The sequence below is a fragment of the Pseudomonadota bacterium genome (assembly GCA_034189865.1).
Taxonomy (GTDB): domain Bacteria; phylum Pseudomonadota; class Gammaproteobacteria; order UBA5335; family UBA5335; genus JAXHTV01.
In genome coordinates this window covers 109008-124031 of record JAXHTV010000004.1, presented here as the reverse complement: position 1 = coordinate 124031, position 15024 = coordinate 109008, and the positions used below count along the sequence as shown (strand labels likewise).

The 15024-nt window shown below is 59.5% G+C and carries 14 protein-coding genes and 1 pseudogene; 10 read left to right on the top strand and 5 right to left on the bottom strand.

The genetic code is table 11. From position 1 onward, the window contains the following. The first annotated feature begins 253 nt into the window (after positions 1 to 253). From urtA to fmdA, 6 genes are all read left to right on the top strand, one after another. Entirely contained in the window at positions 254 to 1501 is a 1248-nt protein-coding gene (urtA, locus tag SVU69_03480) for an urea ABC transporter substrate-binding protein (protein MDY6942054.1), read from the top strand. A gap of 89 nt (positions 1502 to 1590) precedes the next feature. Then, complete coding sequence (urtB, locus tag SVU69_03475) at positions 1591 to 2508, top strand: urea ABC transporter permease subunit UrtB (GenBank protein ID MDY6942053.1); 918 nt, start codon at positions 1591 to 1593, stop codon at positions 2506 to 2508. A gap of 12 nt (positions 2509 to 2520) precedes the next feature. Then, positions 2521 to 3675 carry an urea ABC transporter permease subunit UrtC gene (gene urtC / locus SVU69_03470; protein ID MDY6942052.1) on the top strand — a complete coding sequence of 385 codons (1155 nt, stop codon included), beginning with the start codon at positions 2521 to 2523 and terminating at the stop codon, positions 3673 to 3675. Then, positions 3672 to 4415: an urea ABC transporter ATP-binding protein UrtD gene (gene urtD, locus SVU69_03465; protein ID MDY6942051.1), complete on the top strand. Its 744-nt coding sequence runs from the start codon at positions 3672 to 3674 to the stop codon at positions 4413 to 4415. The genes urtC and urtD overlap by 4 nt, the downstream gene beginning before the upstream one ends. Positions 4416 to 4426: 11 nt before the next feature. Beyond that, entirely contained in the window at positions 4427 to 5119 is a 693-nt protein-coding gene (gene urtE / locus SVU69_03460; GenBank protein MDY6942050.1) for an urea ABC transporter ATP-binding subunit UrtE, read from the top strand. A 71-nt stretch (positions 5120 to 5190) separates the two neighbouring features. Continuing rightward, on the top strand, positions 5191 to 6414 hold the full coding sequence (gene fmdA, locus SVU69_03455) for a formamidase (protein MDY6942049.1): 1224 nt from the start codon (positions 5191 to 5193) through the stop codon (positions 6412 to 6414). Positions 6415 to 6647: 233 nt separating this feature from the next. Here fmdA and SVU69_03450 read toward each other — a convergent pair whose 3' ends face one another. After that, positions 6648 to 6830, bottom strand: coding sequence for a hypothetical protein (locus SVU69_03450; protein MDY6942048.1), 183 nt, complete (start codon positions 6828 to 6830; stop codon positions 6648 to 6650). Between the two features lie 381 nt (positions 6831 to 7211). On the opposite strand from SVU69_03450, the gene SVU69_03445 reads away from it, so the two are divergent. The 3 genes from SVU69_03445 to SVU69_03435 all read left to right on the top strand — a co-directional run bounded on the left by SVU69_03445 (position 7212) and on the right by SVU69_03435 (position 10845). After that, positions 7212 to 8096, top strand: coding sequence for a metal-dependent hydrolase (locus SVU69_03445; GenBank protein MDY6942047.1), 885 nt, complete (start codon positions 7212 to 7214; stop codon positions 8094 to 8096). Between the two features lie 105 nt (positions 8097 to 8201). Further along, positions 8202 to 9863, top strand: coding sequence for a PQQ-binding-like beta-propeller repeat protein (locus SVU69_03440; GenBank protein ID MDY6942046.1), 1662 nt, complete (start codon positions 8202 to 8204; stop codon positions 9861 to 9863). Positions 9864 to 9891: 28 nt separating this feature from the next. Continuing rightward, complete coding sequence (locus tag SVU69_03435; protein ID MDY6942045.1) at positions 9892 to 10845, top strand: alpha/beta hydrolase; 954 nt, start codon at positions 9892 to 9894, stop codon at positions 10843 to 10845. Between the two features lie 77 nt (positions 10846 to 10922). Here SVU69_03435 and SVU69_03430 read toward each other — a convergent pair whose 3' ends face one another. Both SVU69_03430 and gstA read right to left on the bottom strand, forming a co-directional pair. Beyond that, entirely contained in the window at positions 10923 to 11999 is a 1077-nt protein-coding gene (locus SVU69_03430; protein ID MDY6942044.1) for a nitronate monooxygenase, read from the bottom strand. 39 nt (positions 12000 to 12038) lie between these two features. Continuing rightward, positions 12039 to 12649 (bottom strand): annotated as a pseudogene (gene gstA, locus SVU69_03425) (glutathione transferase GstA). 116 nt (positions 12650 to 12765) lie between these two features. On the opposite strand from gstA, the gene SVU69_03420 reads away from it, so the two are divergent. Beyond that, on the top strand, positions 12766 to 13677 hold the full coding sequence (locus tag SVU69_03420) for a LysR family transcriptional regulator (protein ID MDY6942043.1): 912 nt from the start codon (positions 12766 to 12768) through the stop codon (positions 13675 to 13677). A gap of 30 nt (positions 13678 to 13707) precedes the next feature. Here SVU69_03420 and SVU69_03415 read toward each other — a convergent pair whose 3' ends face one another. Both SVU69_03415 and SVU69_03410 read right to left on the bottom strand, forming a co-directional pair. Next, complete coding sequence (locus SVU69_03415) at positions 13708 to 14085, bottom strand: cupin domain-containing protein (protein ID MDY6942042.1); 378 nt, start codon at positions 14083 to 14085, stop codon at positions 13708 to 13710. Between the two features lie 47 nt (positions 14086 to 14132). Beyond that, positions 14133 to 15008 (bottom strand): LysR family transcriptional regulator, encoded by an 876-nt coding sequence (locus tag SVU69_03410; protein MDY6942041.1) that lies wholly within the window; start codon positions 15006 to 15008, stop codon positions 14133 to 14135. Between the last annotated feature and the right edge of the window lie 16 nt (positions 15009 to 15024).

The window sequence follows — 15024 nt, the reverse complement described above, 5'->3', positions numbered from 1 at the left end:
ATGCGCCAAGCGAATCCCTTCGCTGATTGTCCCAGTGCGATCTGTCCAGCCGGCTGGGTATACGTCAATTGACGTATTGTCTCCCTCCCTCAAGCGGTGATTTCCTGATGCGGCATCGCGATGGAAATGGTTTTCCATCGGTCAGACCCATCCGGCTCGGACCTCTCGCCCCGGTATGACCGTGGTCATTGGGTCCCGCTGATCCACCTCGGCGGATGACACAGACGCGCATCCACATCTTGAGGAGCAGAATATGACGACGACCAAGACCCGACTGACTTGCTTCCGGCGCTGGCGCAGTTCAGCGCTGGCGATTCTCGCGGCGACGTGGCTGGCGGCGCCCGGACACGCAACCGAGTATCCCACCAGTGAAGTCAACACCACCGGATTGGCGGTCACCGATACCACGGTCACGGTCGGTGATCTGCATTCCGCCACCGGCACCATGGCCATCAGCGAGATCGGCTCGATTCAGGCCGAGCTTTTGGCCATCGAACAGATCAACGCCATGGGTGGCGTACTGGGGCGGCAGATTAAGGTGATCAAAGAAGACGGCGCCAGCGACTGGCCGACCTTCGCTGAAAAATCCCGCAAGCTGCTGGTCAACGATCGGGTCGCGACGGTCTTCGGGTGTTGGACATCGGCGTCGCGCAAAGCAGTCCTGCCGGTGTTCGAGAAAGAAAACGGCCTGCTCTATTACCCGACCTTCTATGAGGGCCTGGAGCAATCCAAGAATGTGATTTACACCGGTCAGGAGGCCACGCAGCAAATCATCGCCGGTCTGGATTGGGTGGCCGAAGAAAAAGACGCCAAGACCTTCTTTCTCATCGGGTCGGATTACATCTGGCCGCGCACCTCCAACAAAATCGCCCGTAAACATATCGAGAACGTCCTGAAGGGCAAGGTGGTTGGCGAGGAGTACTACCCGCTGGGTCACACCAACTTTCGCTCGCTCATCAACAAAATCAAGCTGCGCAAGCCAGACGTGATTTACAGCATCGTCGTCGGCGGCAGCAATGTGTCCTGGTTTAAACAACTCAAGGCCGCCGGCATCACCGGCGACAAGTGGACGTTGCTCACCATCTCCACCACTGAAGACGAGGTCAAGGGAATCGGCGGTGAAAACGTCGAGGGCTTCTACTCGGCAATGAAGTACTTCCAAACTTTGGATAACCCCAATAACGAAGCTTTCGTCGCGGCGTTCAAGGATAAGTATGGCGAGGACAGCGTCATTGGTGATGTCACCCAGGCGGCTTATCTGGGGCCCTGGTTATGGAAGGCGGCGGTCGAACGCGCCGGGAGTTTTGATGTGGACAAGGTTGTCGCGGCTTCTCCTGACATCGAGTTGGATACCGCACCGGAAGGTTACGTCAAGGTTCATCCCAACCACCACTTGTGGAGCAAGTTGCGGGTCGGACGTTGGCGTAAAGACGGCCAAGTGGATGTCGTCTATGAGTCCGGGCTGATCGAGCCGGATCCGTTCCCCGAGGGTTATCAGTAGTCACCGCCACCGATCCGTCGGTCCGGTTTTCCGCCGGCGGATCGGTCCCGCCCCCCAAAGATGCCAGCCAACCGATTGGGAGTCAGAAGATGAGCGATCTCAATACTTCGGAGATGTTCGCGATCCTGATCATGCAAGGTTTCGCCGGATTGAGCCTGTTTAGCGTGTTGCTGCTCATGGCGCTGGGTCTGGCGATTATCTTCGGTCAGATGGGCGTCATCAACATGGCGCATGGCGAGTTCATGGCTATCGGTGCTTACACCACCTACCTGCTTTCGACCATCGCTGAACGTTATGACTTTCTGGATGAGTACTTTTTGTTCGCCTTGGTTGCGGCGTTCTTGGTGGCAGCCGCCGTGGGGTGGGTGCTGGAGTATTTCATCATCAGACACCTCTACGCGCGTCCACTTGATACTTTGCTGGCGACGTGGGGTGTGAGCCTGATTTTGCAGCAAATTTTCCGTCAGTCATTCGGCGCCCGGGAAGTCAGTCCGGCCTTGCCGGACTGGCTGATGGGTTCGGTTCAGCCGGCGGAGATGATCGACATACCCATTAGCGGCCTGTTCGTGTTGGGTCTGGCGTTGGCGGTCACGGCCGGCGTGGGTTTATTGCTGTTCCGTTCGCGTTGGGGCCTCCAGGTCCGAGCCACGACCCAGAATCGGGCCATTGCCGGTGCCGTCGGCATCGATACCGCCGGCGTGGACCGGATGACTTTCGCGTTCGGCTGTGGGTTCGCCGGTATTGCCGGGGCAGCGTTCACCACGATCGCCTCGACCGGTCCCACCAGTGGTTCGCTCTATATCGTCGACACTTTCCTGGTGGTGGTGTTCGGCGGGGCGGCCAGCATCGTCGGCACGGTGGTGTCTGCTTTTAGCATCGGGCAGGCCCAGTCGATTCTGGAGTTCTTTATGACCGGCTCCATGGCCAAGGTTCTTACGCTGGTATTTGTGGTCGGTGTGCTGATGATTCGTCCCGAAGGGCTTTTCGTCAGCAAGGTTCGCCGCTAGGAGGTGCTCTACATGCTCAACTGGAAGGCGACTTTGGACGAAAAAAACCGCTTTACGGTGGGTCTGGTGATCGTCGGGATCTTGATCCTGGTGGTTTTCCCACTGACGTTCGACATCTTTCGATTGAACCTGATCGGCAAATACCTGACATTCGCCTTTGTTGCCGTCGGGCTGGTGTTGTGCTGGGGGTACGGCGGGATCCTCAGCTTGGGGCAAGGGGTATTTTTCGGCCTCGGCGGCTACTGCATGGCGATGTTCCTCAAACTGGAAGCCTCGGCCCCGGAAAACACCGCCATTCAGTCCACACCCGGTATTCCCGATTTCATGGACTGGAACCAGCTCACCGAACTGCCGTTGCTCTGGGAGCCTTTCTACAGTTTCAGTTTCACCCTGGTGGCCATGGCGGTGGTGCCGACCCTATTCGCCTTTTTTCTGGGGTTCGCCATGTTTAAGCGCCGGGTCGGCGGCGTTTATTTCGCCATCATCACGCAGGCCATCGCCATGATTCTCAGCGTGTTGATCATCGGCCAGCAGGGATTGACCGGCGGCATTAACGGGATCACGGATCTGAGAACCCTCCACGGATGGGACATCCGCACGGATGCGGCTCGCTACGTGCTGTATTTCGTCAATGGCGGGTTGCTGCTCGCGTGTCTGTTGCTGGGACACGCCGTGCTGCGCAGCAAGCTGGGCCTGCTGTTGGTCGCCATGCGAGACCAGGAGGATCGGGTTCGGTTCTCTGGCTACGATGTGGCGAACCTCAAAATTTTCGTGTTCTGCCTGGCGGCACTGTTCTCCGCCATCGGTGGTGCCATGTTCACGCTGCAAGTGGGGTTCATGTCACCGTCTTTCGTCGGCATCGTTCCCTCTATCGAGATGGTCATCTTTACTGCGGTGGGTGGTCGAACTTCGCTCATCGGCGCGGTCTACGGCACTTTGGCGGTGAACTTCGGCAAGACCTATCTCTCCGAGTCCTATCCCGATTTGTGGCTTTACCTCATGGGCATTTTGTTTGTCGCCGTGGTTTTGATTTTCCCCAGAGGCTTGGCGGGCTTGGTGACCTCGTCCCGGCCCACCCACTGGGTAGCGCGTTGGCGCGCCTGGGCGCGGCCGTCCTTTGCGGGTGATCTCGGAGTAGCCGATTCGGCCCATAAGGGGGAAGTATGAGTCAACAAGATTTCTTGCTTTCCATTGAGGATCTGACGGTTTCGTTCGATGGTTTTCGGGCCGTGGATCATGTGAATCTGTATGTCGACCGGGGCGAGGTCCGCGTCATTATCGGCCCCAACGGGGCGGGCAAAACCACACTGTTGGATCTCATCTGCGGCAGGACCAAGGCATCCGAAGGGCGCGTGGACTTTGCGGGGCGTGAACTGTTGCGAATGAAAGAGCATGAAATCGTTCGTATCGGCGTGGCGCGCAAGTTCCAAACCCCGTCGATCTACGACGATCTAACGGTTTACCAGAACCTGGAAGTCTCCTATCCCGAAGGACGGTCGGTGTTCGGCAGTCTGTTCTTCAAGCGAACGCCGCTCGTTAAACAGCGAATTCATGAGACGGCGGAGGACTTGGGGCTCGCTCACCTGATGGACACGCCGGCCGGTCAGCTGAGCCACGGACAAAAACAGTGGCTCGAGATCGGCATGTTGCTGATCCAAGACCCCGAACTTTTGATGTTGGACGAGCCGGTGGCCGGTATGAGTGTGAGCGAACGGCAACAGACCGCCGAACTGCTGAAACGCGTCAGTCAAAACCGCTCGGTGATCGTCATCGAACACGACATGGATTTTGTCGAGGCCATCGCCCACAAAGTCACCGTGCTGCACCAGGGCAAGATTCTGAAGGAGGGCAGCATGGCGGCGGTTAAGTCAGATCCCCAGGTTGTGGAAGCCTACTTGGGACATTAAGGAGCGCAATCATGCTGCAGGTCAGCCAGCTTCACGTGAGTTACGGCCAGAGCGAAGTGATTTGCGGCGTGAGTTTCGCCGCCCGTGTCAAAGAGACATTGGCCATCGTCGGACGCAACGGCATGGGCAAGACCACGTTGTTCAAGGCCTTGATTGGGATTCTGCCGAGCCGGTCTGGCGCCATCACGCTCGACGACCAGGAGCTGAGCAGTGAGCCCAGCCACAAACGGGTTCGTCGGGGTCTGGCTTATGTGCCGCAGGGGCGGATGATTTTCCCGCGGCTGAGCGTCGAGGAGAACATCCGAACCGGTATACCGAAAGGCGATTCAGCCGCCGCCACGTTCGACGAGTTGTATGCGCTTTTTCCCGTGCTGTTCGAGATGCGCAAAAGGCGGGGCGGAAATCTCTCAGGCGGTCAGCAGCAGCAGTTGGCGATCGCCCGGGCCTTGGCCAGCAACCCGTCGGTGTTGTTGCTGGATGAACCCACCGAGGGAATCCAACCCTCCATTATCAAAGATCTCGCCCAGCAGCTGAACGAAATCAAGCGCCAGCGCGATATCGCCATTGTCGTCTCCGAACAAGTGCTGAGTTTCACATTGGCGGTCGCCGATCGGGTGGCGGTCATCGAGAAAGGCAACTTGATTCACGAAGCAAACCGGGCCGATATCGATGCGGAACAGCTCAGTCGTCACTTATCGGTTTAATCCGCGCTGGGGAGGCGGGGATCCGAGCGTATTAAAACCACGCATGCCCATCAACGGAAGGAGAAAATTCCATGGTTAAAAAACTCATCGAGATCGATGTGAACCTCCCGCCGGCGGAGCAGGGGGGGGTAATCCACAATCGGTGGCACCCCGATATTCCCATGATTGCGAGGGTCAAGCCCGGGGATGAATTTCGCGTCGAGTGCGTCGATTGGACGGGTGGGCAGATCGCCGATGATGACTCGGCCAACGATGTGCGCGATGTGGACTTGACCAAAGTGCATTATCTGAGCGGCCCCATCGGCGTGGAGGGTGCGGAGCCGGGCGATTTGCTGGTGGTGGATATTCTGGATATCGGCACACTGCCCGGTTCCGAGTGGGGCTTCACGGGCATATTCGCCAAGGAGAACGGCGGCGGTTTCCTCACCGAGCATTTTCCCGAGGCACGCAAGGCGTGCTGGGAGTTTCCCGGCATTTACGCCCGTTCGCGACACATACCGGATGTGAGTTTCGCCGGTATCATGCATCCGGGGCTCATTGGTTGTTTGCCATCGGCGGAGTTGCTGGCCGAGTGGAACAAACGGGAGGCCGCGTTGGTTGCGACAGACCCCGATCGGGTTCCGGAGCTGGCGACACTGCCCTACGCCGATACGGCATTGATGGGTCGGATGGCACCGGATGCGGCCAGGAAGGCTGCTGGCGAAGCGGCCCGTACCGTGCCGCCGCGGGAGCACGGCGGCAACTGCGATATCAAGAACCTCACCCGCGGCTCCAAAGTGTATTTCCCCGTCTACGTCAAAGAGGCCGGCTTGTCGATGGGTGACATTCACTTTTCCCAAGGTGACGGCGAGATCACTTTCTGTGGTGCCATCGAAATGGCGGGATGGATTGATCTGCGGGTCCAACTCATCAAAGGCGGTATGGCCAAATACGGCGTCAAGAACCCGATTTTTAAACCCAGCGCCCTCTCCCCGCAGTACTCGGACTATTTGATATTCGAAGGAATTTCGGTGGACGAGTCGGGCAAACAACATTATCTGGATGCCCATGTTTCTTACCGCCAGGCTTGCTTGAATGCTATCGAATATTTGAAGAAGTTCGGCTACACCGGGGAGCAGGTCTATGCGATCTTGGGGACCGCGCCGGTAGAGGGCCACATCAGCGGGATTGTGGATATTCCCAATTGCTGCGCAACCTTGTGGGTGCCGACGGAGATCTTCGAATTCGATGTCAACCCCACCGCAGCGGGACCGACCCCGATCGTCAGCGGGGTGAATCTCGCGGCCACGTCTTAAAGTTTCATGGTTGCCTCGGCGCCGATTTTCCCGGTGTCCGTGTTTTCTTTGTGGGTTGCAAAAAAGGGCCGCAATGGCCAAACGGAGCGAATATGCCGATCTACGAGTTTGAGTGCGAGCACTGTGGTCGTTTTGAAACATTGCGCCGGCTCTCCCAGTCGTCCGAGGGATCGGCGTGCCCGCATTGCGGGACCGACTCGCCGAGAGTGTTTTCCGCCCCTCGTTTGGCCGCTTTATCGCCATCGATTCGGAACGCCCACGAGCGCAACGAACGGGCGCGTCATGAGCCCAAACAAGTGCAAAAAAACGCCTCGGCCGGCGATGGGAAACACCACCACGGCCCAGGATGCAACCATGGCGGTCATCAGCTGCGCGCCTCCACCGGTGCCGGTAATCGACCGTGGATGCTGGGGCACTGACCATCTCCGCCGCGCCCGCCAATAAGTGATGGAGCCCGCGACTCGCGGGCTCCATCGCGGTGGGTAACAACAGAATCCGACATCCAAGACCTCATCCGGCCGTGTCCTTGCGGCAAACACTTCGCTCCCCTTTGCTGTCCTGTCGACTTACCTCTCTTTGTTGCTTTCCCGCATCGCCCCCTCCTGCCGAGTTGGTCAGACCGGGTTTGATCGACCGTCACACGGCTGTCATTTTCATTGGAAGTTGGCCTAAACAGTCACTATCTTTACGTGAATCATGGAAGTAGAAGGTTCCGCTCGACGAACGGGAGGGCGGTCGCCATAGAAATTAACACATGATTCCGATCGTGATATCGGGCGTTCAGGAGGAGGAGCATCATGAACTCGACGACGATTACCACACATGCGGTGCCACCGCCGGAGCACAGTATCGAGCCTCGCCCGGTGCGTTTTAACATCACCGATGAGACGCCGCGGCATTGGTTCGCTGACGATCCGTTTCGTACGCATTTTTTCAATGCGTTCTTCACGACATTCCCACCGGGCGAGCAGTTTTTCGTCCGCAGCGTGATGCATTTTCGCGATCAGGTGAAAGACCCGGCATTGTTAGAGCAGATTACCGCCTTCGCCGGGCAGGAGGGTACTCACGCCAATGCTCACCAGGATCACCTTGATATCCTGACCCGGCAGGGTTACAAAAGCTTGGAGCGTGAGAACAAGATTATTGATGCCTTTCTGAAGTTCACCAACCGCTACACGCCCAAGTTTGCCTTGGCCATGACCGTGGCCTTGGAGCACTTCACAGCCATGTTGGCCCATCAAGCGCTGATCGAGCACGAGCTGTTCCGCGATCCCGCACACCCGGATTTCATTCCGCTTTTCGATTGGCACGCCGCCGAAGAAATCGAGCACAAGGCCGTGGCCTTTGACGTTTACCAAGCCGTGGACGGTAGCTATTGGCGGCGGATCCTGGCGATCGTGTTGTCGTCGATTTTCATGTTTCTGATTCTGGTGCCCGTGCGTATGAGCCCCTTGCTGTTTCGGGACGGCGTTCTGTTCAAGTGGCGCACTTGGCGCAACGGGCTTCCCTTTCTGTATGGCCGACACGGCAAATTCATCATGCCCTGGCGGCACTATCTCCAGTTTTATCGACGCGATTTTCATCCCTGGGATGTGCAGGATTTCGACCTGGTTCGCCAATTCCGGAACGCCTATGAGAGCGGCCAATGGCAAGAGGCGAATGACGTACAGGCGATCCGTTAAAAAATCACGCAATGGAAGTTTCCCGCCGAAAGTTGCCGTCCCGGCAGGGCTTCGGGTTCGGCACTGAGAGAGGCGCGCCCAAGGCGACCGCACGGATATTCGAGGATGAAAACCCGTTACAAAATTTTGCTGGCCGCGGTGACGGTCGCGCCCTTGTTGGTGGCCGTCGTGGCCTACTGGGATCTGCAAGCTGCACCGGCATGCGAGGGGCCGCAAGCGCGGTTCGATCCCGGATCGCCGGTGGTGAGCAATGGCTGGGGGTTGGATCTGACCAATGCCCGCGCCTTGAGGGCCGATAGCGCGGCGCTCACCGTTGCCGATCTCCCGGAATTGGTCTTGCAGTGGGCATTTCGTTTTCCCCTCTGGACCAACAAGGCCCGTTCCCAACCGGCGGTAACGGCCGACACCATCTACGTCGGGAGTCAGCGTGGGTGGGTGTATGCCTTAAATCGCCACGCCGGCTGCGTACGATGGAAATCGCGTATTGGAGCGGAGGTGCGAACTGCTCTGACGCTGGGGGAGGCGCGCCCGCAAGGAGAGCGGCTGCTGTTCTTCGGGGATTTCTTCGGTCGGGCTTATGCCTTGGATGCCGCCACCGGTGAGCGCGTGTGGAGAACCGAGGTGGACAGTCACCGGGCGGCCACCATCACCGGTTCGCCGGTGCTTCACGAGGGACGCTTGTATGTCCCGGTCTCGTCGTTTGAAGTGGCGTTGCCGGCGTTCCCGTTCTACGGATGTTGCACGTTTCGAGGTTCGGTGGTCGCGCTGGACGCCGCCACCGGGGAGCGGATCTGGAAAACCTATACCACGGAAGCGCCGCAGGTACAGGGCCGCAACGCATTGTGGGTGCGTCGCTGGGGGCCGTCTGGTGCGCCTATTTGGAGTCCGCCGACCATCGACACCGCGCGGAACCGGCTATACGTCGGCACCGGCGAGAACTACAGCCAGCCCACCAATCACCTCAGCGACGCCATTTTGGCGCTCGATTTGACCCGTGGCGAAATCGTCTGGTCCCGCCAACTGACACCGCGTGATGCCTGGAATTTCGCCTGTGCCATGCCGGGAAAAATCAATTGTCCCGAGAATCCCGGCAAGGATTTGGATTTCGGCGCACCGCCCATACTGGTCGCCGGCCGAGACGGTCGCGATATGTTGGTGGCCGGGCAGAAATCCGGCGTTGTCTACGGGCTCGATCCGGACGATGAAGGAAAAATTCTCTGGACCCAAAGATTGGGGCGAGGTGGGGCCCTTGGCGGGGTGCATTGGAGCATGGCCGCGCGTGATGGCGTGGTCTATGTCCCCATTTCGGACTATTTGACGCCCATTCCCGGTCTGGATGCGCCCGAGCCGGAAGACCCCACGATGCCGAAGATGCCGGGTCTGCACGCGGTCGACGTCGCCACTGGGCACGTGTTGTGGAGTACCCCTGCCGTGGCGGCGTGCAGCGATCCGGATGCGTGTTATCCCGGTCTTTCGGCGGCCGTTACGGTGCTGCGGGATATGGTCATCGCGGCAACATTGGATGGTCGGGTGCAGGCGTATGACGTATCCAGCGGGCGTTTGCTGTGGGAGACGGACACGGCTCGCTCGTTTGCAGCGATCGATGGTCGCACCGCGATGGGCGGTGCCATCGACGCCGGGGGCGCCATTGTCGCGGGTCGGCAACTGATTGTGAATTCCGGGTACGGATTGTTCAGTGAGGCGCCGGGGAATGCGCTGCTGGTCTACGGGCCGGCAGGGAGCCCACCGGCGCGGGGCATGCCTTAACACGGGCCTGTGGTCGGGAGGGATAGATATGTATTGGGTGCTACTGCTTATTGCGGCCTTGGTCGGGACTCACGGGCTGCGGACGTGGTTGCTGAAGCGACCACTTAAGGCGGTGAATCACGAGCCGTTCGATGGCGCGATTTATCAAGTGGGTGATTCGGTGATCGGCTATCGGGCGGCGCAAGGCAAGCCCCGTCGGTCAGTGATTGCGGTCCATGGTTTTCTCGAAGATTTTCGGTACTTTACAGCGCTCTATATGGATCCGACCGTGGAGCTGGTTTTGATCAATAACAGTGGTTACCACTGCCCGGATCGGAGTCAGGCACCCCACCAGGCGCCCTGGGCGCAAAGTGAAAATCCGTATCCGGTGGGTAGCATTGAACACGACGCCTTCGTGTTTAATCTGGCGCTAACGCATTTGGTCAGCGGTGAGAGCGTTCGCGCCCATGGCCACTCAAGGGGTGGCGCCGTGATCCTGGAGGCGGCGGCCCAAGCGCCGGAGCGTTTCCGTGATATCGACGTGATTTTGGAAGCACCCGTGCTGCCCGGTGGCAAGGGACACCCCTTGCTCGAGCTGGCATTCAACGGTTTGGGCCGTTATCTCCTTCCTATCAACTTTTCCCTGTTGCGCCACATCGACACCGTACGTTTCGGCGGTTGGATGTTCGCGCCGCTGAATCCCCGTAAGGCTGAGCTGGTGCGCGGTTTGTATTTTTCCGCCAGATCTTTCGATGTGGTGTTGAGCAATATCCGGTCCATGCGGGCGTGGATCGAGACGCGCGATGCATCTTTGTACGGAAACCTCAGCCATGGCGTGATTCTGATCGGTGCCCGCGATTTGGTGCTGGATCGCGGCGCCATGCTGCGCAGTGCGAAGCATGCCGAACCGCACCTGAAGGTGGTGGAAACGCACGGTACCAGTCATTTTATTTCGCTGGATCAGCCGGCGACCGTTCCCAAATTGACGGTGGCGGCGGCCTGAGTCGATGGCTGCCGCGGCACGGTGGAAGGGCAGAAGTCCACCGTGCCGTGCGGGGCGATCACCGCAGCTTATTTCCTTCAGCGGGTCAGGATACGGTCGGTTTGCTCGGTCAGCGATTCGATCAACGACCGGGCGTCACGATGGCTGAGCAGCGGCGCGCTTTGGCCGGCCCACAACGACATGAGTTCAGGCCGACCCTGTTTGACCGCGGCGGCTTTGATCGGTGCCGTGAACCAATTTTGGATCGGATAAGGCGGAAGGTCGTCCTCCCAGCGCGTCATTTCCTCCATGAACCGATTGCGAATGCCCCGCGCCAGGCGGCCGGTGAATGCCCGGGTGAGTGCGGTTTCGCCGGCGTTCGGGCCGAACAGGGCTTCCCGGTGGGTCGCGCTGGCGGCTGATTCCCGGCAGGCGAGAAAGGCCGTTCCGATTTGTACCCCTGCGGCACCCAGGCTGATCGCTGCCGCGATGCCCCGGCCATCGGCGATGCCGCCGGCGGCGATGACCGGGCATCGGACGGCGTCCACCACTTGCGGCACCAGGGCCAGCGTGCCCGTTAGACACTGCTCGGGCGGGCGAAGAAACGAAACCCGGTGACCGCCCGCTTCGAAACCGGTGGCCACCACCGCGTCGACGCCCGCTCGATCCAACTGACGCGCCTCCTCGACCGTGGTCGCGGTCCCGATGGTTCGAATACCGGTCTTGCGGCAGCGGTCCAGCACCTCGGTTGCCGGGACCCCGTATACAAAGCTGAAGACCGGTGGTCTGACTTCAAGGATGGCTTCGATTTGCTCCTCGTAGCGAGGCCAAAACTGGTCCGGGCGTTCCGGCGGCGGGAGTCCCAGTTCGTCGTAGTAAGGTTTCAGGCGATCCACATTGCGTCGGAACGGGTCGTCATTGGATACCCGGGGTTCGCGATCGGATAATGGAATCCATATATTGAGCGCGAATGGCCGGCCAGTTCGTTCGCGAATCGCTCGGGCGACCGCGCGGATCTGCTCAGGCGGCAAATGATGCGCGCCGAAGGATCCCAGTCCGCCGGCTTCGCTCACGAGGCCCGCCAACTCCACCGAAGAAAGGCCCCCACCGAAGGGGCCTTGAATAATCGGCACGCTCAGATCGAGCCGTTCGGTCAATACTGTCTGTCGCCACATCGTCGTACTCCTTTGAGTTGGGGGCCAAGTCGCGATTGCTTAGGCCTTCAGCCCTTCGGTTTTCATGGCTTCCTGCACCGCCGGTCGCTTGGCGGCCCGTTGCTGGAAGGCCTGCAGGTTTGACAGGTCGCTCAAGTCGAGTCCCGCTCGTTTGGCCCAAGTGGTGACGTTAAACAGATAGGCATCCGCGGCCGTGAAATCGTCGCCGGTCAGGTAGTTTTTCCCTTCCAGCTGTCGATCCACCCACTGGTATTTTTTGCGGAGCAAACCGGTGAGTGTTTGCCGCATCGCCTCTGGCATGTCGAGGTAGAACAGTGGCGAATAGGACTTGTGCAGCTCGGAGGTGATGTAGTTCTGCCATTCCATCACCCGATAACGTTCGAGGCTTCCGGGTGCGGGCATCAGGTCCCTTCGCTCCGAGCGGTCGATGAGCAGCTGGGCGATGACCGGGCCTTCGCTCAGGCGCGTGCCGTCGTCCAGTTCCAGCACCGGAACCTGTCCTTTTTCGTTGATTCCGAAATAATCGGTGCCGTCGAGCAGTTTGTGGGTCGCGGTGTCGACGCGGATCAGCGCCACGTTCAACCCGGTTTCCTTGATCAGGATGTGGGGGGGGGCAACGAACAAGACCCCGGCGAGTAATACAGTTTCATTGTGCGATCTCCAATCAGTTGAGGTTGGTGTTCAACCGGGAGTCAGCTTATTGCGTCGCTTTGTGTTAAAAAATGCGATCCGACGAAAATTATTTAATACATGATGTAATAAAAAGATGGCGCGCCATTTCGATGACATTCAGTTGGGCAGCGTGGAGCTGTTTTGTTTGGCCGTGGAGCGGGGCAGTTTCACGGCGGCGGCGCACGAAGCCGGACTGACGCCGGCAGCCGTCAGCCGGGCGATCTCGCGATTGGAGGCGCGACTGGGTGTTCGGCTGTTTGTTCGCACCACCCGGAAGATTCGTCTGACAGAGGTGGGTCAGGACTACTACGCCCAATGCCATCAAGCCTTGAGTCAACTCATCGACGCGGAGCGGGCGGTGCTCGGAAAACAAACCGTGCCCGCCGGCTTGATTCGTATGAGTTTGCCGACGCCGTACGGGACATTGCGGGTTCTGCCGCTGTTGCCGGGCTTTCGGATGCAATATCCACGCGTCGAGTTCGACGTGCACTTGAGCAATCGCAACATCGATTTCGTGGCAGACGGCTACGACTTGGCCATCCGGGCCAGAAAGCGCGAGGACTCGGGACTGATCGCCCGCAAACTGGAAGACGCCCGGTTGGTGGTGGTCGCTGCGCCCGATTATCTCCGGCGCAGCGGTGTTCCGCAGCATCCGGAGGATCTGGTCGCTCACGACTGTATCCAGTTCAAGTTGCCCAGTAGCGGACGCGCGGTTCCGTGGTTGTTCCGGGTCGACGGCGTGGAGTTCGAGTTGCCCACGCGGGGCACTTGGACTTGCGCGGAAGAGCTCATGGGCGGCGTCGCGCTGGCGAAAGCCGGTGGGGGCTTATATCAGACCTACCACTTCATTGTGGAGAACGCATTGGAAGCCGGTCAGTTGGAGACTGTCTTGGAGCCCTACGGTGGCTGTTCCCGGCCGTTCTCCGTTTTGTATCCTCACAAGACCCACATCCCGCTCCGGGTCAAAACGTTCATTCGTTATCTGGTTGACCACCTGGGCGCCTGACAGGCCGATGGAGATGGCGACCGGCGCACATCACGCCGATTTTTCGCTGATTTCCTCGTAAAGCTCCGGCGTGAAACGCGGATTGCAGATCGCCAGAAAGATCAGATCTTCGGTCCCGCTGTTGGTGATCCGCTGTCGACACAGGGGCGGTATGACCACGACATCGCCGGGACTCACCGTTTGTGGCGGCAGATCCCCCACCTCCACCACCCCGACGCCGCTCAGAATGCAATACCGTTCGGTGGTCCCTCGCAGCCGGTGCCAACGCGTGGTGACCCCCGGCTCGACCCGAGCCCGGGCGATGGAGATCTCGGGATCACCCGCCGAGTTGGACAGCTCGTTGATGTAACACGCCTCGTCCGTGTAGAACTCGGCGCCGGGATCGAATCGCTTGATGATCGGTTGCATATTCGAATTTCCGTCCGACTTCCGTGGTCGTGTGGTTCCGGTTTTTTTCAGAGCGCGCTGTGATCGTACAGCAGTTCGCTCAACCGCTTGGCAACGTTCGAGAGTGTGCGGTTGCGGTGGGTGACCAAGCCCAGCGTACGCCGAGTCTGGATACTGGCGAGGTCGTGTGTGATCAAATCCTCACCTTGTAGTGTGGCCGGAAGCAGGCTCCATCCCAAGCCGATGGAGACCATCATGCGGATCGTTTCCATGTAATTAGTCTCCACTTTGGCGATGAGTTTTTGACCGTGCCGCTCAAAGGCCTGATCGATCAGCTGCCGGGTGAAGGTTCCCGGGTCGGGCAAAATCGCCGGATAGCGGGCGATGGTGGCGGGCGTCAGTGCGTCCTTTCGGGCCAGGGGATGATCGGGGGCAAACACGAGATATAACGGGTCGTCCCATAGCGGCGTGACGGTCAGCGTAGCCGGCGGCTCCAGCGGTAGTGTGACGATCCCTACTTCCAGCCGGCCTTCCTCCACCGCTTCGCAAATGCTCTCCGAGGCCATAAACCGGATGTCCAGATCGGCTTTGGGGTAGCGCTGGGTGAATGCTTTGAGTACCGGCGGCAGCCGACGCAGGCCGATGTGGTGACTGGTTCCCACCACCAGTGGCCCGGCGACCTCGCCGGACAAGTCGGCTACGGCCCGTCGGCAGTCGTCCACTTGGCGGAGAATCTCCCGGGCGCGGGGCATCAGGGCGCGACCTGCCTGGGTCGGCACGATATGGCGGGCGATCCGGTCGAACAGCGGCGTGCCGAGCGCCTCCTCCAGGGCGGCAATTCGTTTGCTGACCGCGGGTTGGGTGAGGTGTAGCTGCTCGGCGGCACGCGAAAACGAAGCCTGTTCGGCCACTTCCAGAAAGGCGCGAAGTGCATTCAAGTCCATTGCGCTAAAACATAAC